This window comes from Caballeronia sp. ATUFL_M2_KS44, assembly GCF_023630965.1.
Lineage (GTDB): Bacteria > Pseudomonadota > Gammaproteobacteria > Burkholderiales > Burkholderiaceae > Caballeronia > Caballeronia concitans.
In genome coordinates, this window is sequence record NZ_JALQEA010000054.1 from 24,434 (window position 1) to 44,298 (window position 19,865).

19 protein-coding genes and 1 pseudogene are annotated in these 19,865 nt (G+C 61.2%); 10 read left to right on the forward strand and 10 right to left on the reverse strand.

Annotated features, from left to right (window positions below; genetic code table 11):
• The first annotated feature begins 525 nt into the window (after positions 1 to 525).
• From NCR39_RS23630 to NCR39_RS23665, 8 genes are all read left to right on the forward strand, one after another.
• Positions 526 to 1,947, forward strand: a complete 1,422-nt coding sequence (locus tag NCR39_RS23630) for a tyrosinase family protein (RefSeq protein ID WP_250454517.1) — start codon at positions 526 to 528, stop codon at positions 1,945 to 1,947.
• A gap of 398 nt (positions 1,948 to 2,345) precedes the next feature.
• On the forward strand, positions 2,346 to 3,305 hold the full coding sequence (locus tag NCR39_RS23635) for an ABC transporter substrate-binding protein (protein ID WP_250454518.1): 960 nt from the start codon (positions 2,346 to 2,348) through the stop codon (positions 3,303 to 3,305).
• Between the two features lie 6 nt (positions 3,306 to 3,311).
• The gene (locus NCR39_RS23640) at positions 3,312 to 4,853 is read left to right on the forward strand and encodes a sugar ABC transporter ATP-binding protein (RefSeq protein WP_250454519.1); all 1,542 of its coding nucleotides are present in this window, start codon (positions 3,312 to 3,314) and stop codon (positions 4,851 to 4,853) included.
• Complete coding sequence (locus NCR39_RS23645; protein WP_250454520.1) at positions 4,846 to 5,916, forward strand: ABC transporter permease; 1,071 nt, start codon at positions 4,846 to 4,848, stop codon at positions 5,914 to 5,916. The genes NCR39_RS23640 and NCR39_RS23645 overlap by 8 nt, the downstream gene beginning before the upstream one ends.
• The gene (yjfF, locus tag NCR39_RS23650) at positions 5,913 to 6,947 is read left to right on the forward strand and encodes a galactofuranose ABC transporter, permease protein YjfF (protein WP_250454521.1); all 1,035 of its coding nucleotides are present in this window, start codon (positions 5,913 to 5,915) and stop codon (positions 6,945 to 6,947) included. The genes NCR39_RS23645 and yjfF overlap by 4 nt, the downstream gene beginning before the upstream one ends.
• A 7-nt stretch (positions 6,948 to 6,954) precedes the next feature.
• Entirely contained in the window at positions 6,955 to 7,677 is a 723-nt protein-coding gene (locus NCR39_RS23655) for a FadR/GntR family transcriptional regulator (RefSeq protein WP_250454522.1), read from the forward strand.
• 154 nt (positions 7,678 to 7,831) lie between these two features.
• Complete coding sequence (locus tag NCR39_RS23660; RefSeq protein WP_250454523.1) at positions 7,832 to 8,278, forward strand: YybH family protein; 447 nt, start codon at positions 7,832 to 7,834, stop codon at positions 8,276 to 8,278.
• 192 nt (positions 8,279 to 8,470) lie between these two features.
• Positions 8,471 to 10,825, forward strand: coding sequence for a sensor domain-containing protein (locus NCR39_RS23665; protein ID WP_250454524.1), 2,355 nt, complete (start codon positions 8,471 to 8,473; stop codon positions 10,823 to 10,825).
• A 30-nt stretch (positions 10,826 to 10,855) separates the two neighbouring features.
• Here NCR39_RS23665 and NCR39_RS23670 read toward each other — a convergent pair whose 3' ends face one another.
• A complete protein-coding gene (locus tag NCR39_RS23670) occupies positions 10,856 to 11,776 on the reverse strand; it encodes a LysR family transcriptional regulator (RefSeq protein WP_250454525.1) in 921 nt (306 codons plus the stop codon).
• A 123-nt stretch (positions 11,777 to 11,899) separates the two neighbouring features.
• On the opposite strand from NCR39_RS23670, the gene NCR39_RS23675 reads away from it, so the two are divergent.
• Both NCR39_RS23675 and NCR39_RS23680 read left to right on the forward strand, forming a co-directional pair.
• Positions 11,900 to 13,090 carry a M20 aminoacylase family protein gene (locus NCR39_RS23675; RefSeq protein ID WP_250454526.1) on the forward strand — a complete coding sequence of 397 codons (1,191 nt, stop codon included), beginning with the start codon at positions 11,900 to 11,902 and terminating at the stop codon, positions 13,088 to 13,090.
• Positions 13,087 to 14,397 (forward strand): MFS transporter, encoded by a 1,311-nt coding sequence (locus NCR39_RS23680; protein WP_502800274.1) that lies wholly within the window; start codon positions 13,087 to 13,089, stop codon positions 14,395 to 14,397. Before NCR39_RS23675 ends, NCR39_RS23680 begins: the two co-directional genes overlap by 4 nt.
• Positions 14,398 to 14,902: 505 nt before the next feature.
• Here NCR39_RS23680 and NCR39_RS23685 read toward each other — a convergent pair.
• The 9 genes and pseudogenes from NCR39_RS23685 to NCR39_RS23720 all read right to left on the reverse strand — a co-directional run.
• Positions 14,903 to 15,292: an Imm41 family immunity protein gene (locus tag NCR39_RS23685; protein WP_250454527.1), complete on the reverse strand. Its 390-nt coding sequence runs from the start codon at positions 15,290 to 15,292 to the stop codon at positions 14,903 to 14,905.
• 421 nt (positions 15,293 to 15,713) lie between these two features.
• Positions 15,714 to 15,851 carry a colicin E3/pyocin S6 family cytotoxin gene (locus NCR39_RS29825; protein ID WP_350029694.1) on the reverse strand — a complete coding sequence of 46 codons (138 nt, stop codon included), beginning with the start codon at positions 15,849 to 15,851 and terminating at the stop codon, positions 15,714 to 15,716.
• A gap of 15 nt (positions 15,852 to 15,866) precedes the next feature.
• Positions 15,867 to 16,109, reverse strand: coding sequence for a hypothetical protein (locus NCR39_RS23690; protein WP_250454528.1), 243 nt, complete (start codon positions 16,107 to 16,109; stop codon positions 15,867 to 15,869).
• Positions 16,110 to 16,306: 197 nt separating this feature from the next.
• Positions 16,307 to 16,807: a hypothetical protein gene (locus NCR39_RS23695; RefSeq protein ID WP_250454529.1), complete on the reverse strand. Its 501-nt coding sequence runs from the start codon at positions 16,805 to 16,807 to the stop codon at positions 16,307 to 16,309.
• A 9-nt stretch (positions 16,808 to 16,816) separates the two neighbouring features.
• The gene (locus NCR39_RS23700) at positions 16,817 to 17,473 is read right to left on the reverse strand and encodes a hypothetical protein (protein ID WP_250454530.1); all 657 of its coding nucleotides are present in this window, start codon (positions 17,471 to 17,473) and stop codon (positions 16,817 to 16,819) included.
• Positions 17,474 to 17,512: 39 nt separating this feature from the next.
• Complete coding sequence (locus NCR39_RS23705; RefSeq protein WP_250454531.1) at positions 17,513 to 17,965, reverse strand: PM0498 family protein; 453 nt, start codon at positions 17,963 to 17,965, stop codon at positions 17,513 to 17,515.
• Positions 17,966 to 18,064: 99 nt separating this feature from the next.
• Positions 18,065 to 18,385, reverse strand: a complete 321-nt coding sequence (locus tag NCR39_RS23710) for a DUF6984 family protein (protein WP_250454532.1) — start codon at positions 18,383 to 18,385, stop codon at positions 18,065 to 18,067.
• A gap of 2 nt (positions 18,386 to 18,387) precedes the next feature.
• Positions 18,388 to 18,927, reverse strand: a complete 540-nt coding sequence (locus NCR39_RS23715) for a hypothetical protein (protein ID WP_250454533.1) — start codon at positions 18,925 to 18,927, stop codon at positions 18,388 to 18,390.
• A 13-nt stretch (positions 18,928 to 18,940) separates the two neighbouring features.
• Positions 18,941 to 19,865 (reverse strand): annotated as a pseudogene (locus NCR39_RS23720) (filamentous hemagglutinin); the annotation flags it as partial.

A 19,865-nucleotide genomic window follows, 5' to 3' on the forward strand; every position in this document is an offset into this window, starting at 1 on the left:
CGTTATGCGTGCAATTCCACGGCACGATGAGCCCGTCGATGATAGACCATGGAACCACCGCTTTCTAGCGAATGACGCGAGGCGTCAAGCGTCAGACGTTTGCCGGGTTCACGAGGACGCCGCATCGGCGCGCGACTGTCGCCACAGTGCGACAACACATGTATAAACGACATTAGTCGGATATTTACGTGCGGAAACGCACGATTAAAGCACGCCTGATCGGCGTACATTCCTTTCTGACAACTCACGGCGCGAAAACACTTGCAAGGCTCGCGTTCGAACGTCGATTGCCGATTGCAAGCGCAAACGTTGGACTAGTCGCCGGGTTTTCCCTGCTCGCCATCCAGCCGAAGGCCCAAGGAATAGACCGCTTGACACGCCGGTCGATGTCTGGGCCGGCCTGGTCGCGCACCATCTAATTAGACGTACTATGTACCGGAGAACACCTTGAGCCGCCTCAAAATTACCCGACGAGCCTTTCTCGGCGGCGCTGCATCCACTCTCTCATGGGCCGCGTTCCCCTACATGGCAGTGGCCGCGACCAATGTCATTCGCGTGGAATGGCAGCAGTACAAACAGACCCCGCAATACGCGTCGTTCCTCAACGCAGTGCGTTCGATGATGGCGAACACCAACGCCAACGATCCCAATTCCTGGCAGTACTGGAGCAACGTTCACGCGAACTACTGCCCGCACCGCACGCCGTACTTCCTGGCATGGCATCGCGGTTATCTCTACTATCTCGAACAGCAGATGAAGCGCATCACCGGTGACGCCAATTTCACGCTGCCTTACTGGGACTGGTTCAGCAACCCGCATGTGCCGAGTGAGTTCACCGACAACGCAAGCGGCAATCCGCTGTATTGCCCGCGTCTGAACACGAACGTGTATAACGCACTTGATCTCTCGCCGTTCTCGTCGTCGGTCGTGAACTTCCAGCGCGGCACCGCGAACTCGTTCGAAGAGAAGTTCGAGACCGCACCGCATAACCCGGTGCATAACATCATCGGCAACACGATGGCGACGATGCAGTCGCCGCGCGATCCGATCTTCTATCTGCATCACGCGAACGTGGACCGCCTCTGGCATGCATGGGCGCTGCCGGACGGACGCACCATGCCGCCGCCGACCGACCCGTACTGGGCAGGCACGTTCACGTATGCGCCGGGCCTCACGATCAACAAGGAACAGACTTACTCCAACCGCACGCGCCTCGGCTACGACTACGCGAACACGTCGCGGCCCACCACGATGCCGCCGCAGGCGCAAGAAGGCCGCATCATCCGCGTGCAGGCGCAAGTGCCGCAGATCCAGGTGCGTCCGGCAGTGGCTTCTTTCGCGGCGACGGCAGCCCGCACGATCGCAAACGGACGCCGCTCCATCGGCGGTGTCAAGAACGTCGTGCTCGGCAAGCAATCGATCAGCGCACGCGTGATCGGCGAAACGGCTTCCACGAAGCAGCTGCAGGATCTGCTCTCCGCGACGGCCGACAGCTTCAATGCCGCATCGCGCGGCGCGTCGAACGCTGCAGCGCTCGCGGCGGGCAAGAGCAGTCAGTACAAGTCCGTGAAGATCGTGCTCGACAACGTCACGTTGACGACGGCGGGCGCAGCGGGCGGTTACTTCTACAACGTGTATCTGAATCTGCCCGAAGGCGTGGATATCGACGAAGTGCGTTCGAAGCATTTCCTCGGCACGGTCGGCGCGTTCGAAATTTCGGGGGCCGCGCATCACGGTGAAGTGTCGCTCGACTTCCCGGCGACTGCCGCGCTGCTGAAGATGGGCTCGGGCAACGGGCGCGAATATGCGGTTTCGTTCGTGCGCGTGGACGGCGGAGCATCGGCCAAGGGCGATGCGATCTCGGTCGGCGAAGTCCGCGTGGAGTTCTCCACGGAAGCGCCGTACATCATCTCCACGAGCGCGCGCGCCCCGGCCGGCGCTTACTAAGACTCGCAGGTCCGGCATCGCTGCCGGATGCTTCGCTCGAAAGACCCGCCGATGTCCGGCGGGTCTTTTTTATCGCCTCGTTTATTCCGGATACCTAATTACCCGATAAGTTCAGAGATATCGACCCTGTGCACTGCTGTTTCTCCGTCCCGCAAGATCGTATGACTGTTTCCCGCCGAAAAGCGGGTTTACATGGATAAAAACCCGCGAAACTCCTTCATATAGTCTACCTATCTCAGCGCCGCCTCATCGCACACGCAAAACCCAAATAGCGAGAGAAATCGCAGTTAAGCGGTTAAGGGATAAGAAGGATCAAAGCCGAATCACCGATTCAGACGTGCATTCCACAAGCATTCGAAGACCTATAAATCGACAGCGAACGAATGGAGGGAACACCGATGAGACGCCGTACCGTATTGGCCGCGATGGCCGCCGCTTCATTGAGTGGAATGATTCCGGAGTTGAGTTTTGCGCAAAAGCCCATCGTGCTCGGCTTCGCGCAGGTCGGCGCGGAAAGCGAATGGCGCACCGCGAATACCGAGTCCATCAAGTCGAGCGCGAAGGATGCCGGCATCGACCTCAAGTTCTCGGACGCCCAGCAAAAGCAGGAAAACCAGATCAAGGCAATCCGCTCGTACATCGCGCAACGCGTGGACGTGATCGCGTTCTCGCCTGTCGTCGAAACGGGCTGGGACACGGTGCTCATCGAAGCGAAGAACGCGAAGATTCCCGTCGTGCTGACCGACCGCGCGATCAGCAGCAAGGACGAATCGCTCTATGTCACGTTCATCGGCTCGGACTTCACCGAGGAAGGCCGCAAGGCGGGCCGCTGGCTCGTCGAGAAGATGAAGGACAATCCCGGCCCCGTGAATATCGTCGAATTGCAGGGTACGGTCGGCTCCGCGCCCGCCATCGACCGCAAGAAGGGCTTCGAGGAAATCATCAAGGCCGATCCGAAGTACAAGATCATTCGCTCGCAGACCGGCGACTTCACGCGCGCGAAAGGCAAGGAAGTGATGGAGGCGTTCCTCAAGGCCGACGGCAAGAAGATCAACGTACTCTATGCGCACAACGACGACATGGCCATCGGCGCGATCCAGGCTATCGAAGAAGCGGGCATGAAGCCGGGCAAGGACATCGTCATCATTTCCGTGGATGGCGTGAAGGGCGCTTTCGAAGCGATGATGGCCGGCAAGCTCAACGTATCGGTGGAATGCAGTCCGCTGCTCGGGCCGCAACTGATGTCGGTCGTGAAGGACATCAAGGCGGGCAAGCCGGTGCAGAAGCGCATCGTCACGCAGGAAAGCATCTTCCCGATGGAAGTCGCGGCGAAGGAATTTCCCAACCGCAAGTACTGAGCGACGATGACATCGCCAAGCCCGACGGACGCCGCGCCCGTACTCGAGCTGCGCGGCATCGACAAGCGTTTTGCCGGCGTGCACGCTCTGGCCGACGTGAACCTCACCCTTTATCCGGGCGAGGTTCACGCGTTGATGGGCCAGAACGGCGCGGGCAAGTCCACGCTCATCAAGGTGCTCACCGGCGTCGTCAGTCTCGACGCCGGCGAGATCCTGCTCGATGGCCGCGCCATTCGCCCCGGCTCGCCTCAAGAAGCGCAGCAGCTCGGCATCAGCACCGTGTATCAGGAAGTCAATCTCTGTCCTAACCTGTCCGTCGCGGAGAACATCTTCGCGGGATCGTTTCCGCGTCGCGGTGCGCTGCATGCGTTTCGCATCGACTGGGAAGCGACGAATCGGCAAGCGCGCGAACTGCTTGCGCGCATCGGACTCGATATCGATGTCACGCGCCTGCTCACGAGTTATTCCGTCGCGGTGCAGCAGATGGTTGCGATTGCGCGCGCGTTGAAGCTCTCGTCGAAAGTGCTGATTCTCGATGAACCCACTTCCTCTCTCGACGAAGAAGAAGTGCGTCTGCTCTTCGACGTGCTGCGCCGTTTGCGCGCGCAAGGCCTCGCCATTCTCTTCGTCACGCACTTTCTCAACCAGGTCTACGCGATCTCGGACCGCATCACCGTGTTGCGCAATAGCCGGCGTGTCGGCGTGTGGCGCGCTGCCGAACTGAACACGCAGGCGCTGATCGCCGCGATGCTCGGCCGCGAACTGGCCGCTGCGCAAGCGCGCCAGACGCCGCCCGAAGAAACCGCCACGGACGCGACCGACGACATGCTTCTCGACGCCTCGCGGCTCGGTCAAACGGGGCAATTGCAGCCGCTCGATCTGCGCGTGCGTGCGGGCGAAGTCGTGGGCGTCGCGGGCCTGCTCGGGTCGGGGCGCACGGAACTCGCACGGCTGCTGTTCGGACTCGAAAAGCCCGATGAAGGCGAACTGCGCATCGACGGCGTTCCGGTGAAATTCGCGACGCCCGCGCACGCTATTCGTCACGGTGTCGCGTTCTGTCCCGAAGAGCGCAAGGCGGATGGCATCGTCGCGGAGTTGTCGTTGCGCGAGAACATCGCGCTCGCGTTGCAGGCGCGGCTCGGCACACGGCGATGCCTTTCGCGCGCGGAACAGAACGCGCTCGCCGAACGGTTCGTGCGTGCGCTCGGCATCAAGGCCGCGACGCTCGACATGCCCATCGGCCTGCTTTCCGGCGGCAATCAGCAGAAGGCGCTCATCGCGAGATGGCTTGCCACGGAACCGCGTCTTCTGATTCTCGACGAACCCACGCGCGGCATCGACGTCGCCGCGAAACAGGAGATCATGGACGAGATCCTGCGGCTCGCATCGACGGGCATGGCTGTGCTCTTCATCTCGTCGGAGATATCGGAAATCGTTCGGATTGCGAATCGTATCGTCGTGTTGCGCGATCGTCGCAAGGTCGGCGAGTTGCCCGCGGGCACGAGCGAAGACACCGTATGCGAAATGATCGGAGCCGAACATGGATGACGCCGCACCGCGCAGAACGCCAGCCAGCGCGCTACGCGCCGCGCTCGAACACCGGCTCGGCTGGCCGCTCGTCACGCTCGCGCTTTTGCTCGCGCTGAACGCCGCGTTCAACGCGGGCTTCCTGCATGTCGAATGGCGCGATGGCCATTTGTACGGCAGCTTCGTCGATATTCTCAATCGCGCCGCGCCGCTCGCGGTGGTGTCGCTCGGCATGACCATCGTGATCGCCACGCGCGGCATCGACATCTCCGTGGGCGCGATCGTCGCCATCGCGGGCGCGGTCGCCGCGTGGGCCATCGGCGGATCGGTGGCGGGGAACGTCACGCGGTTTCCGCTGCCATTTGTATTGCTGGCGGCGCTCGGCGTCGCGTTGTTGTGCGGCGTGTGGAACGGGCTGCTCGTGGCGCGCGCGGGCATGCAGCCGATCATCGCGACACTGATCCTCATGGTCGCCGGACGCGGCATCGCGCAGCTCATCACGAGCGGGCAAATCATCACCATCTACTACTCGCCGTATTTCTTCTTCGGCGGCGGCTATTTCCTCGGCTTGCCGGTGTCCATCCTGATCGTCGCGCTCGTCTTTGCTCTGCTGTATCTCGCGATCACACGCACGGCGCTCGGGCTCTTTCTTCAGGCCGTCGGCATCAATCCGACAGCGGCGCGCGTCGCGGGCGTGCAGGCGCGGCGGCTCACGCTCGGCGCATACGCGTTCAGCGGCTTGTGCGCGGGCGTCGCGGGCATTCTCATCAGCTCGAACGTGAAGAGCGCGGACGGCAACAACGCGGGCCTCCTGCTCGAACTCGATGCGATCCTCGCCGTCACGCTCGGCGGCACCGCGCTCACGGGCGGACGGTTCACGCTCGCGGGCAGCGTGATCGGCGCGCTCATCATCCAGACGCTCACGTATCTGATCTATTCGCTCGGCGTGCCGCCTGAAGTGAATCTCGTCGTGAAGGCCATCGTCGTGTTCGCGGTGATGATGCTGCAATCCGGCGAGTTCCGCGCCACCGTCGCGAAGTTCGCGCGGCGCCCTGCTCTCTCCGACCGCGAGGTGCGCCGATGAACTCGCGCCTGCCCAAGCCGCCGAGCGTTCCACTCACGCCCGATCACGGCGGCCGCGCCCCGCGACGCTCGATCGCGCAGAGCCGCTATGTGCCGCTCGCGGCGACCATCGCGCTGTTCATCGCCGTCTCCGTGATCGGCTCGACGATGTACACCGGCTTTCTCTCGCTGCAAGTGTTCCTCAATTTGCTGATCGACAACGCGTTCCTGATCGTCGTCGCCGTGGGGCAGACCTTCGTGATTCTCTCGGGCGGCATCGATCTTTCCGTGGGATCGGTGATCGCGCTCACGACGATGGTCTCCGCCGCGCTCGTCGAGAAAGCGGGCTGGCATCCGCTCGTCGTCATTCCGCTGGTGCTCGTCATGGGCACGGCCTTCGGCACGTTCATGGGCTGGCTGATCGCGCGCTTCAGGCTTCAGCCGTTCATCGTGACGCTCGCGGGCATGTTCCTCGCGCGCGGCCTGTGCTATCTCATCAGCATCGATTCGATCAGCATCACGCATCCGTGGTATGCGGCCGTCTCGCAGATTCGCATTCCGCTCGCAAGCGATGCCTCGCTTTCCATCGGCGCGGTCATCGCGCTCGTCGTGCTCGTGATTGCTGTGTTCGTCGCGCATTACACGCCGTTCGGCCGCTCCATCTACGCGGTCGGCGGCAATCCGCATTCGGCGTTGCTGATGGGCTTGCCCGTGCATGGCGCGACCATCGGCGCGTATGCGCTTTCGGGCTTCTGCTCGGCGCTCGGCGGCGTGCTGTTCACGTTCTACATGCTGTCGGGCTACGGCCTGCACGCCATGGGACTCGAACTCGATGCCATCGCTTCGGTCGTCATCGGCGGCACGCTGTTGACGGGCGGCGTCGGCTATGTGATCGGCACGCTCTTCGGCGTGCTTCTGCTCGGCATCATTCAGACGCTGATCTCGTTCGACGGCTCGCTCAGTTCGTGGTGGACGAAGATCGCGGTCGGCGCGCTTCTACTCGTGTTCTGCCTGTCGCAGCGGGCCTTCGGTTACCGCGCGGCGAGGCGCTAAGGAAAGCATGGACTATCGTCATCCTCCGGTCCGCAAAAGCATGCACGCGCGCATCGTGCAGGAGCTTGGCATCGAAATCGTGAGCGGCCGGCTTGCGCCCGGCGAACGCCTGCCCGCCGAAGCCAGGTTGTGCGAATCATATGGTGTCAGCCGGCCGGTGCTGCGCGAAGCGACGCGCGTGCTCGTCGCGAAGGGGCTCGTCTTGTCGAAGCCGCGTCTGGGCAGCGTCGTGCGCCCGCGCGACGAATGGCACATGCTCGATCCCGACGTGCTCTTCTGGACCATCAACAGCGTGAACGAAGGCGAGTTCTTTCGATCGCTGCTCGTGGTGCGGCGGATCATCGAGCCGGCGGCGGCGGCGCTGGCGGCATCGAATGCGACGGACGAGGATCTCGCGCGCATCCGCGATGCATTCGAGCGCATGTCGCATGCCGGCACGCCCGATGCGTTGCTCGCGCCCGATCTCGACTTTCATCGCGCGATCATGTCGGCCACGCACAACGACATGCTGATGTATATCGGGCATATGTTGTCGCTCGCGCTATCGGAGTCGATCAAGCTGACGAGCCGTCATCCGGATACGCACGCGCTTTCGTTGCCACGGCACAAGGCGATTCTCACGGCCATCATCAATCGCGATCCGCTGGGCGCGCGTCACGCGAGTCTCGTGCAGCTCGACAACGCGCAGGCCGACGCGGAGAACGTGTTGTCGGCGGTGTATCAGGAATAGCGTATCGACGAAACACGGTCGAACGTTCATGCCTTCGTCTTTCCTTCGCTTGGCGCGCAGCGTGTTAATTGCTTACGCCGCAGCGCGCTTCCTATACTTCGTGCGCCGTCGTCCGAATTTACGATGGACGACGAAACGATCAGGGAGACGAGCGATGAAGAAGGCAGCCGGATGGATGAGCGCATGCGCCGTGTTCGTCGTGGCCGCGCCATATGCGGTTCACGCAGCGGAAGACCCCACGGTCGAGAAAGCGAACGCAGCGTGGGACCAGACGTTCAACAGCGGCGACGCGAAAAAGCTCGCCGCGCTCTACGATGAAAACGCGGTGATATCGCCGGGCAACGGCAAGACGATCAAGGGCCGCGCGGACATCGAAAAGCTCTTCGACGGCTATTTCAAGGCAGGCACCGGCAATCACACGACGAGCGTCGTCAACGCGCGGCGCGTCGGCAATGTCATGTACGAGACCGCGAACTGGACGGCCACCGTCGATAAGGAAGGCAAAAAGACGCAATACCAGGGCGTGCTGCTCAAGGTGATGACCCGGGGCACCGACGGACAGTGGCGCACCACCGCGCACACGTGGAACGCCGCGCAGTGAAAGCGCCCGCATGCCGCAATTTTTTCCGCTTTTCGGAAGGCAAAAACGCATCGCTCGGGTCACCGAACTTTCGGATCGCGAACGCGCACCCTAAAGCATCCGCCCGCCGCGACGTAAACCAGCTATAGCCACTCCCGGCCACGTCAGGCCGGGACGGCCGCTCGTCCACCGCAAGCCGGTTTCGTCTCGCACATGTCTCAAACCACTCGTCCCGGAGTTCCAGGAGCCATCCCGTACCCCAGCGATACGGCGCGACCCCGCTCTCCCGCACGCAATCAGGGCTTCCTCTCCTTCTTCCTTTCGACGCGCAAGCGAAGCAACGCCTCGCTGCCGCTCGCGAGCATCGCGCAGATATTTTCCGCCGCCGCCGGCGCGTGGGCGCTCGCGTGGTTCGCGCTGTCGTCGGTGTCGGAGGAAGCGGCTTTCTGTATCGGCGCGGGCGCATGCGTGCTCGCGCTGCTGCTCGGCCTGCGCCACGCCCGGCGCGAACTCGCGCGCGCCAACGCGACCGCCGCGCTCGCCCGCGCGCTGCTCGACGCCAACCGCGAATGCCTGAAGCTGATCGGCCCGGATGGCCGCATGCTGCGCATCTCCGAACACGGCGCCGAAATCATGCAGGCGAGCAGCCCGGAACAACTCGCGGGCGCGAACTGGCTCGGCTTCTGGTCCGGCGACGACGCCCGCGCCGCCCGCACCGCATTCGATGCCGCACTCAACGGCTCGCCCGCCTCGTTCATGGGCTCGTGCCCGACGACGGCCGGCGTGCCGAAGACGTGGCAATCGCGCCTCATTCCGATCGACGACGGGCGCGGCGGCGTGCGCGACATCCTGTGCGCATCGCTCGATGTGACGCAGGAAGCCGAACTCACCGCCGACCTGCGCGCGAAAGAGCTGCTCATGTCCGAAATGGAAGCGCACGTCGGCCTGTGCTTCTACTCGTACAGCGCGGATTACAGCTATTTCCACCACGTGAGCGCGGGCTGCGCGTCGGTCTTCGGCATCGACGCGAAAGTGCTGCGCGAACGCCCGCAGGCGTGGATGGATCTCGTGCTGCCGGAAGAGCGTCCGGAGCTTCTCGCGACGATGCAGCGCATCACGCAATCGAAGGCCGGCGGGCGCGCGCGTTATCGGATCGAGCATCCGGTGACGGGCGTGCGCTGGATTCAGAGCACGGGCTATCCCATATTGGACGCGAACGGCAATGTCGTGCGCGTGGTCGGCATCAGTGAGGACGTCACCGTCGAGCACGAGCGTCTGGCCGAACTCGACCGCCTCGCGTTCTCGGACTCGCTGACGGGGCTCGCGAATCGCGGCGCGCTCGTGCTGAAGATCGAGGAGCGCTGCCAGCGCGACGCCGCGTTCGCGCTGATGTTCATCGACCTCGACCGTTTCAAGGTGCTGAACGACACGCTCGGACACACCGCCGCCGACCGCCTGCTCAAGTCGCTGAGCGAGCTGATCCAGGCCGCGCTGCCGCCCGACGCCCTGCTCGCGCGCCTGGGCGGCGACGAATTCGCCGTGCTGATCGACGACGCCGCCGACAAGACGCGCCTCGCCCGCATCGCGAAGGACATTCTGGCGGCGCTCGCGAAATCGGGCGAGCCTTCGCGCGCGGATGCGTTCGTCACGGCGTCCATCGGCATTTCGGTGTTCCCGGAGAACGGCGCAGACCACGAAACGCTGCTCACGAGCGCGGACATCGCCATGTACGCGGCGAAGAAGGCCGGGCGCAACGGCTTTTCGTTCGCGGACGCGAATTCGACCGAGCGTATCGTCGATTTCAAGCTGGAGCGCGATTTGCCCGCCGCGCTCGCGAATCGCCAGTTCCTGTTGCATTACCAAGCGATTCACGAGCCGCGCACGCTCGAAGTGCGCAGCGTGGAAGCGCTGATCCGCTGGAAGCATCCGACGCGTGGGCTGGTTTCGCCCGGCGTCTTCATTCCGATTCTCGAAGAAAGCGGCTTCATCAACGAAGTCGGCGCCTGGGTCATGGACGAAGCGCTGCGCCAGCTCGCGCTCTGGCGTCATGCGGGCGCGCGCTCGCTCGGCGTGTCGGTGAACGTGTCGTCGCGGCAGTTGCGCGACGAGGCGATCGTCGAGGTCGTCAACGACGCGCTGCATCGCTATGAGTTGCCCGCATCCAGCCTGCAAGTGGAACTGACCGAAAGCGCGCTGATGGAGAATCCCGCGCTCGCGCAGCGGACCTTGTCCGCGTTGAAGACGCTGGGCGTGCGCATTGCCATCGACGATTTCGGCACCGGCTATTCGAGTCTGCGCTATCTCGCGGACTTCTCGCCCGACACGCTCAAGATCGACCGGTCGTTCGTCGCGCGGCTGCAGGACGATCGCGCGACGCAAAGCATCGTCGGCGGGATCATTCAGATGGCGCGCGCGCTCGGCGTGAGCGTGACGGCGGAAGGCGTCGAGCAGGCGGTGCAGCTCGAATTCCTGCGCGAAGCCGCATGCGATCGCGTGCAGGGCTATCTGCTGAGTCAGCCCGTCGCGCCGGAGAAAGTGCTCGGGCTTTCCATCGCCGCGCCCGAATAAAACTGGCCGCGCTTTCCACGCCGCGCACGCTCACGCGCGCTCGTTGAGAAAACTCTGCGCGAGCTGTTTCCACAGGTGATCCGCCGCCGGCGAAAGCCTTCTGCCGACGCGCGTCATCATCTGGCTGCCGAAACCCGCCGCGATCGGATGATCGATCGGCACCGCGACAAGCTCGCCCAGATCGACGCCGCGCCGCGCCGTGATCGTCGACATGAACGCGACGCCCAGCCCCGCCGCCGCGAGCGTCTGCGCCGTGTTGAAGAGATCGACGCGATACGCAGGCATCACGTTGAGCCGCGCGTCGTCGAGAAGCGACTGCACGAACTGCTGCACGCCGAACGCTTCCGTCATGAAGATGAGCCGCTCGTGCGCGAGTTCGGCGGCGGCCACCTTCGACATCGACGCGAAGCGATGCGCCGGCGCGACCACCGCGCACAACGGCCGCTCGGCGAAGCGATGGATGCGCATGGCGGGATCGTCGGCGGAGCGCGCGCACAGGCCGATATCGACCGCGTCGTCGCGCACGAGCGAGAGCACGGCGGGCGTCGGCCCGGAGCGAATTTCGACGAGGATGTCGGGATAGGTCATCGAAAAGCGCTGCAATGCCCGCGCGATCAGATTGCCGATGAATCCTTCGCCCACGCCCAGCGCCACGCGCCCGCGCCGCAAGTGCCGGTATTCCTCCAGCCGCGCGGCGAGATCGCGGGCGCGGCGCTGGCCGTCGCGGTAATGGTCGATCAGCACCTGGCCGATTTCCGTCACGACGACGTTCCGCCCGCGCCGTTCGACGAGTGGAAAGCGCAGCCGCCGCTCCAGCGCCGCGACCTGCCTGCTGATGACCGATGCGTTCACGCCGAGCGTTTCGGCGGCCATCCGCATGCCGCCCGCCGCGTCGATTTCGGCGAGATAGCGCAGCGAGCGCTCGCCGATGTCGTCCGTCAAATCGTTCATGTGCGTCTCGATCGTTGACTTAAAGGCAACATTCTGGATGCGTTCCGGTCATGGGTCGAGTTTTTCGTCGGTGCAATACTCGCTGGATTATTCACAGACACCGCAACAAAGGAGCACCGAACCATGGCCGAAAGCCGCTTTTGCGAAGTCGCCGATCTCGCCGACGCGAAACCGCAGCTCGACGAGATTCGCCACCACATTCACCAGCATCCGGAACTGTCGTACGAGGAAGCGGCGACGTCGCGCTTCGTCGCCGAGAAGCTGCACGCGTGGGGCTACGAAGTGACGCGCGATATCGGCGGGCATGGCGTGGTGGCGTCGCTCAGGAACGGCACGGGCAAGCGGACCGTGGGCGTGCGCGCCGACATGGACGCGCTGCCGATCCACGAGCAAACCGGCCTCGCCTACGCGAGCGTCCACGACGGCAAGATGCACGCGTGCGGCCACGACGGCCACACGACCGTGCTGCTCGGCGCGGCGCAGCAGCTTGCGAAGACGCGCAATTTCGACGGCACCGTGCATCTGATTTTTCAGCCGGCGGAAGAAGCCGGCGCGGATAGCGGCGCGGAACGCATGATCGCCGATGGTCTTTTCGAGCGCTTTCCGTGCGATGCGATTTTCGGCCTGCACAATCATCCGGGCGTGGCGACCGGCACGTTCGGCTTTCGCGCGGGCCCGCTGATGGCCGCGTGCGATACGGTCAAGGTGCGCATTGTCGGGCGCGGCGGACATGCGGCGCGTCCGCATCTCGCGGTGGATCCGGTGGTGGTCGGCAGCAGCATCGTGATGGGCTTGCAGTCGATCGTTTCGCGCAACATCGATCCGAACGAGGCGGCGGTGGTGACGGTCGGCTCGTTCCGCGCGGGGAAGGCCGCGAACGTGATTCCCGAAGACGCGGTGCTGGAAATGAGCGTGCGATCGTTCTCCGCGACGGTGCGCGAGACGCTGGAGAAGCGCATTCGCGCGCTGATCGCGTCGCAGGCGGACGCGTATGGCGCGACGGTCGAGATCGACTTCATTCGCGGCTATCCGGTGCTCGTGAACAGCGAAGCGGAGACGGATTTCGCGCGACAGGTCGCCGAGGAACTCGTCGGCAAGGAGAACGTGATTGCGCCGTTTCCGCCGATAGCGGGCAGCGAGGACTTCGCGTACTACCTGCAGAAGGTGCCGGGCTGCTTTGTGCGCTTGGGCAACGGCGAAGGCCGCCCGATGCTGCACAACGCGCGCTATGACTTCAACGACGACAACCTCGCGATCGGCGCGGCGTTCTGGACGCGCCTCGTCGAACGCTTCCTCGGCGGGGACCGCGCATGAACGCCACGACGCAAGCGCTTTCCCGCGCGGGCGCTCACGAAGCGCCGCAGATGTCGCCCGCGCAGCAGCGCAAGATCGTGCTGGCGGCGGTCATCGGCAATCTGCTCGAATTCTTCGATTTCACCGTCTACAGCTATTTCGCGCTGACCATCGGCAAGCAGTTTTTCCCGTCGAACGATGGCATCACGTCGTCGCTGCTCGCGTTCGCGGTGTTCGCCGTGGGCTTCGTGATGCGGCCGCTCGGCGGCATCGTGCTCGGACGGTACGCGGATCGCGCCGGGCGCAAGCCTGCGCTCACGCTCACGATCTTGCTGATGGCGGTGGGATCGGCGGCGATCGGCCTGGCGCCGACTTACGCGCAGATCGGGCTGGCGGCGCCGGTGCTGATCGTCGTCGCGCGGCTGGTGCAGGGCTTCGCGCAGGGCGGCGAGTTCGGCGCGGCGACCGCGACCTTGCTCGAAATGGGCGGCAGCGCGAGCCGTGGCTTTCGCGCGAGCTGGCAGTTGGCGAGCCAGGGCGCGGCGGCGCTGCTCGGCTCGGGGCTTGCGGCGAGCCTGGGCTTTCTGCTTTCGGAAGACACGATGCATAGCTGGGGCTGGCGCATTCCGTTCCTGATGGGCACGCTGATCGCGCCGGTCGGCATCTATCTGCGCCGTCATATTCAGGAGGAAGCGCCTGCCGCGAAGGCGGTCGTGACGCGCGACGATCCGAAGCGCGGCCTTTACGTGCGCAACTGGTTCCTCACGATTTTCTCGATCATGGGGATGTCGGTTTCGACGTACGTGATGATGTATTACATGCCGACGTACTGCATTCAGTATCTCGGCTTGCCGTCGAAGATGTCGATGCTGGCGGGCGTCGCGTCGAGCGTGATTTCGCTCGTGATGTGCCCGATTTATGGCGCGTGGTCGGATCGCATGGGGCGGCGCAAGCCGCTGACGGTGATCGGGCGGATTGCGCTGATCTTGCTGCTGTATCCGGCGTTCTGGGTGATGACGCATTTTCCGTCGCTGCCGGTGGTGCTGGCCGCGCTGATCGTGCTGATGCTGTGCTACACGATGGGATCGGCCCCGGCGTATGCGTTGATGCCGGAGAATTTCCCGAAGCATCTGCGGGCGGGGTATATGTCGAGCGCGTATGCGATCGCGGTATCGGCGTTCGGCGGGACGGCCCAGTTGGTTGCGGGATGGCTGATTCGCGCGACGGGGAACAAGATGGCGCCGGCGTGGTACATGATCGGGTGCGTGCTGGTGTCGCTGATCGCGGTTTCGATGTTCGAGGAGACGGGGGGGCGGGAGTTGGGGTGAGGGGGTTTTTGGGTGGGGCATTTTGCCAAATGCCCTGCTCAAGATGCGGTCAGCGTTCTGTGTTCGCAGACGCAGATAATTGCTGGAATACTGTAAAAGTAGATTAGCAAATCCAGGTCATTTTCATCTTGTGCCTGTACCGGCCACTGCGAACGGAGTTCGGCGATGATTTCCTCGGGAGCGATTTGCCAATGCGCTTCACTAGCATCGATCGAAAATCAAGGATTTGGGTGCTCAGCCGAAACATAACAATCTGCGCCCGGCGCGACGAACTTGATCTTCTCAGTACGAAGTAAGGTCTCCACGAGCCAGAAGAAAGATTCTTTGTGCTCTGGGAAAGACAACGACGGATTCCAGCTACTTATGGAACTGAACAAGCTGGATATCCAAAGCCCGAAGGCGTCTTGAACGATTCGGTCGACGTGTTGGATGGATTTCATTTCTTAATACATTCAGTCTTCTTCGAACGGAGCGCCACCTGGAGCAGGTTCGCATTCTATCGATTCTACGTGGATTCCGACGGAAGTAATGGGTTCACTTCATCAAACGTCGCACGCACGGGGAGGCGCTTAGCGAAGAAGCCTTCGAAAACGAGCCTTATTCGCTCGCGAAATTCATGAATTTGCTCTCGACTGAGATTATTAATCTCATAAAAATCGTCTGCATCTAAGTGCGATGCTATCGCGTTCATCGCGCAACCGAATATATGGAAAACTGGGCCATATAATTCTTCAATATTCGCGTCGCGTGCAAGAAGGTCGTGAAGCGCCCACTCAAGAAGCCAATACTGGTCCCGCTGCCATATACCTTTTTCGTGCAACAACGCGGTAAATGACGCCTCACTATATTCAGACGACCACGGCGAATTTCTAGCTATTATGTTGCGCGAATCCATGAGTTATCCCATATTTTTTGCTTGTGCACCCGGAAAGCCAATAGCGGATACGCCGGCTTACTCCCCGTCATGCAACGGCGCTGTCTGCATTCGGAATACCGAAGCGAATTCTTGGCTCTGATCATGCGGATTTGTATCTTCGTACCGCTCTCACCCTAGACGTGAACCCGTGGGCACGTTCGAAATTAAGATAGCAAGTAACGGTTCAGAGTAAGCCTCCATATTATCAAGATCGACAACCGGCGACTGTATCTCTTTGTGCATGTGAAAGTATTCCGGTCGCAAAATGGCTTCGGCCTATTCGAGAGATAGCCGATCGTTGATTAAATCGCCGCGCAAGTTACACGCTTCCTTTTTCATCGATCAACTAGCTAGTTTCCTTTCTGGAATCGCGGGCTTATACAGTTCGCCTGGCACCGGGTTAGCGGATTCCAAGATGTCTGCCACGCTTATCGTACACTTCGATATCAGTATACGTGTAGTCCCATTCGTAGTAGCGTACGTCATCCGTTTTAACGCCGTTTCCAGCACTCCTTAGGTAGCACGCAAAGTCGGAGATTTGCGCTAGCGAAACTCACGCTTCGACCCAAACAATACACTCATCGTAATGTTCTTTGATCGTGCCCACAGCAGCTTGGAATTGTTTCTCATCGCTCAAATCAAACTCGATATTGAAAACCGAGACGGTGTCGGCACTGAGATCGAACCCCGTCAGGTCGACTCCGCCATTGATCCATAAGCGGGCGTTGCTGAACCCGGATTTCGCACTCAAGTAATGAGAGATCCCGCGCCGACTTTTTGCAAAGAAAATATCCATCTAAAATCATCACATCTTGAGTTCAAAGACTCAACTGAATAAAGCTCGATCTCGCAATCTCGCCTTCCGTTTGAGTATGAAATTGCGGAAAAACGCTTCTCGAAGCGCGCTGATAATCCTGCCCTGCCCGAGGGCGTCGCTGATTTCGTGGCTCGATATCAGGGCGAGCTTCTTCGCTTCATTTCTCCAGCTTCGCATTAAACACCACCTTCTGTTAGCTCTCCATTATTATTAAGAGAAACGGATAGACCATCGGAACTACTGATAGTCCATTGCTCCCACGATGCATCCGAGTCGGGAATTGACGACGTCGTCAAATGAGCACCTAAATCAAAGTTGAAAACACATGACTTACGAAGTACGTCATATCTAACCGATTCCAGAATTTGGCCGCTCAGAGATTCAAAGGCAGGAAGCATGTCTTCTTTGCTCGAGTCTTGACCGACACGGCACTCCCAAGCTTGTACTTCCCACGCGCAGTCACGCACCCAAAGCGTCCAATTCCCATAGAGAACAGCGTGCCGTCTACGCCGACGAGCAATCTGCGATACCGAAACCGAATCGCCCATCTGCATCGGCCCGAGTGCCTTTAGGTGAGGCATGCCGAACTCGACGAAAAAATTGCTTCCATGAGTTTGTCTAACCCCCCAACACATTTCTCCAACCAGTGGCGACAAAATTTTTTCGACCTTATTCAACGAGCGCTCCTATTTGTTGAACAGCATTCTGGCTTCTTCCATTATCTCTTGGTACCCCATCTGCTGACCGCCGATCCAGCGATGAAGCTCCTGCGCCTGATCGGGGGTCAACTTCAATGCAACAGCGACAGCTCGGGTCTGCCGGTTCTGCGCTTGGTTGTTGCCAGGCGTGCCGGACGCTCCGTTATTCTCGGTCTCGATTTGCGCTGCCTCCGCTGCTCCCACGCCATTGCTTCCCATGGCGGCAGCAATTCCGGCAACAAGACCGCCGACAGCATTGGTTCGAGCGTTTCTTTGTTCAGTGGTCGAGCCCTCAGTGGATCCCAGCAAAGAATTCAAGACCGAGCTCGCCGCCGCGCCCATCGCCCCCGCGCCGCAACTCGCGCCCGATGCCGCCCCGCCCGCGCAACCCACGACCGCATGCAGCGCCGCACGCGCCTCCTCGCTGCCCAGGTTATCCGCGATCTGCTTGACCTCGTTCGCTCCAAGCTCTTGCAAGTAAGCCACCGTCGCCGCTTGCGCATACTGACCGGCGCCACCGCTCACGTTGCCGCCCGCAGCCACTGTCAAAGCGCTGAGTACCTGCCGATACGTCCCGCCCGACCCCCATTCCGCGTTCAGTTGATCCGCCTGCTGCTGTGCCGCTGCTCGCTGCTCCGGCGTCAAGTTCGGGTCCTTCGCCGCCGCACTGGCCGCATCAGCCAACTACACGTTCGGCAAGCAGATCGCAAGTAACGGTTCCGAGTAAGCCTCTATATGCTCAAGATCGATAATCGACTGCATTTCTCTTTGCTTATGGAAGCTAAAGACGCTGATGTCGCCGAATTCGCCATGCTGTTCAAAGCCAAGAGTAGCCACGATGGACTCATTGACCTCTCGTCTCCATTTTTCAAGGAACCTCTCAAGAAAAATCTTCGAAGCCGAGAACAAGTTGTCCTCGCAGTAGTCTTCTAGGTGAATTTTATTGATCGAATACTCGTATCCGCTCAGATCCTTATAGAACTTGGTAATGAAATCATTGCTCGGAAGCTTTGCATTTGGAAATGCCGATCTCAAAAAAATGCAGTCACCAACCCTCTCAAACCCCTGGTCCAAAACATGGTTCAGCCGGGCTGGAAGCACACTTTCTTCGTAGAACTGCTCAAGTATCGCTTTCATCGGACTGTTCATTATAAGCATCATTTTGCTCCGAGATATCCACTTAATATCCTGTGAACGAAGAAAGAAACGACAAACCCGGCCGCAGCCGGGTTTGACTTATACACTGGATGGAAGACCACCCTTTAAAGGTGAGAAGTCGACTTTCCAGATGTCAAGCTCGTACAATTCGCCATCGCTATCCAAGTTTAAGGTAGCGATTACTGCCACGCCATCCTGATCGATAAACTCTCTCTCAGCCAATGACGCACCCAACGAGCGACTCAATTTCGATGACACGAATGTCAAACCGCCCATCCCGCCATCGTCCATCTCTTCTACAAAGCTGTCTTGCAAGCTGTCAACGATTCGTCTCTCGTCGGCTACGCCGTTTAACATCGCTTTAATAAAAGATGTTTCACTAGCAAGTAATCTACGCATATTCAGTTTGTCCTTGGCGGAGTGATACGACCGACATTGATTGTTCCATCAGGCAGCTTGAATGCGCTGTAGTCGAGCTTCACACCGTTCACAGTAACCGAGCCGATATATTGACCTTGCGGAATTGAATCAGCCAGCCGTGACAGATCGGTCTGAATTGCACTTTGCACAACATCACGATCAAACCCCGCTGCCTCGATATGGCGGAAAGTGTGACTAACTTGGTTTTCAACCCTGCCGAACTGTATTGCATCGTTTGCCGCGTTAGCCGTTGCACCAGCCTTCGCCGCCGCTCCCTCAACCGCCACGCTCGGCGTGACGGAATTCGTCACAATCGCCGCAGCCGTCTCTGCCGTAATGATGCCAGCATTCACCGCCGCTGCCGGATTGCTCAACGCGAGCGCCAGCGCGTCCGGCGCAAGCGACGCCAGCGCAGGCACCGCCGCAACCACCGCCGCAACCGCGACGCCGCCCGCCACCACCACTGCATTCTTACCGGCCGCTCCATTCATCTGGCCTTGCACTTGGACCAGTTGCTTCACCTGTTCATCCGTGCAGGTGCCCCGCGCTGTTATCGATGTTGCCCGCGCGCACGCCGAGCGCGCCTGCGGACTGCATCGTGCCGCCCTGATTTACGAGCGCATTGACGATGTTCGCGGAGAGCCATCCGCCGGAGATGATCTGGCCGTTGACGTTCGACAACGCGCCCGCGTTGATCGATTGCGCGCCGCCGGACTTCAATGCGCCGTTGTCGTTGGCGAGCGTGCCGGCGGCATTCGCGGTGATGCTGCCGCCCGCCGTCGTTGTCGCTGAGGCAAGGTTGATGTCGCCCGACGAAGCGGTCAACGCGAGGTTGCCGTTCGCGGTCGTCGAACTGCCGGCCAGATTCACCGATGCGCCCTGCACGAAGCCATTCGCGCCCGCTGCATTACGTCCGCTCGCGGAAACCGCGCCGCTTGCGATCACGCTGAGATCGCCTTGCGTGCCGATCGAGCCATCGCTGTTGATGCCCGCGCCGAGCGTGCCCGTCGAAGCGACACTGCCTGCGTTGATCGTCGTATTGCGCTGTGCAGCGAGCACGCCGCTGTTGGTCACAGCGCCCGACGTCGATGCAACGACATCCTGCTGCGCATAAGTGGTACCGCTATTGTCGATACCATCGCGCGCCGTTGCGCTAATGCTGCCGCTTGCATTCGTCTGCCCGGCCAGCACGAGCTTGCCTTGCGATGTCAGCGTGAGATCGCCCGCTTGCGCCGCGAGCACGCCTCGGTTCGAAACGCCAACGCCGTATTCATTCGAAGCCAGAAAAATGCGATTCGCATACATGCCGCCCAACTGACTCACATCGATGGCAAAGGCAGGCGCAGCGCCATTGCCCGCAATAGGCGTCGCAGCCAGCGTGGTGTGATCGACCTGATTCGCCCCGGCAACGACGTTCAGATTGTTGGCATAGATCGCGGCGTTCACTTGAATGGCCCGT

Coding starts and splice junctions, on each gene's coding strand:
- NCR39_RS23685 (WP_250454527.1), bottom strand. CDS start 15,292: ATGGATTCGCGCAACATAATAGCTAGAAATTCGCCGTGGTCGTCTGAA.
- NCR39_RS23640 (WP_250454519.1), top strand. CDS start 3,312: ATGACATCGCCAAGCCCGACGGACGCCGCGCCCGTACTCGAGCTGCGC.
- NCR39_RS23645 (WP_250454520.1), top strand. CDS start 4,846: ATGGATGACGCCGCACCGCGCAGAACGCCAGCCAGCGCGCTACGCGCC.
- NCR39_RS23630 (WP_250454517.1), top strand. CDS start 526: ATGGCAGTGGCCGCGACCAATGTCATTCGCGTGGAATGGCAGCAGTAC.
- NCR39_RS23710 (WP_250454532.1), bottom strand. CDS start 18,385: ATGCGTAGATTACTTGCTAGTGAAACATCTTTTATTAAAGCGATGTTA.
- NCR39_RS23690 (WP_250454528.1), bottom strand. CDS start 16,109: ATGGATATTTTCTTTGCAAAAAGTCGGCGCGGGATCTCTCATTACTTG.
- NCR39_RS23705 (WP_250454531.1), bottom strand. CDS start 17,965: ATGAAAGCGATACTTGAGCAGTTCTACGAAGAAAGTGTGCTTCCAGCC.
- NCR39_RS23635 (WP_250454518.1), top strand. CDS start 2,346: ATGAGACGCCGTACCGTATTGGCCGCGATGGCCGCCGCTTCATTGAGT.
- NCR39_RS23680 (WP_502800274.1), top strand. CDS start 13,087: ATGAACGCCACGACGCAAGCGCTTTCCCGCGCGGGCGCTCACGAAGCG.
- NCR39_RS23655 (WP_250454522.1), top strand. CDS start 6,955: ATGGACTATCGTCATCCTCCGGTCCGCAAAAGCATGCACGCGCGCATC.
- NCR39_RS23660 (WP_250454523.1), top strand. CDS start 7,832: ATGAAGAAGGCAGCCGGATGGATGAGCGCATGCGCCGTGTTCGTCGTG.
- NCR39_RS23670 (WP_250454525.1), bottom strand. CDS start 11,776: ATGAACGATTTGACGGACGACATCGGCGAGCGCTCGCTGCGCTATCTC.
- NCR39_RS23675 (WP_250454526.1), top strand. CDS start 11,900: ATGGCCGAAAGCCGCTTTTGCGAAGTCGCCGATCTCGCCGACGCGAAA.
- NCR39_RS23665 (WP_250454524.1), top strand. CDS start 8,471: ATGTCTCAAACCACTCGTCCCGGAGTTCCAGGAGCCATCCCGTACCCC.
- yjfF (WP_250454521.1), top strand. CDS start 5,913: ATGAACTCGCGCCTGCCCAAGCCGCCGAGCGTTCCACTCACGCCCGAT.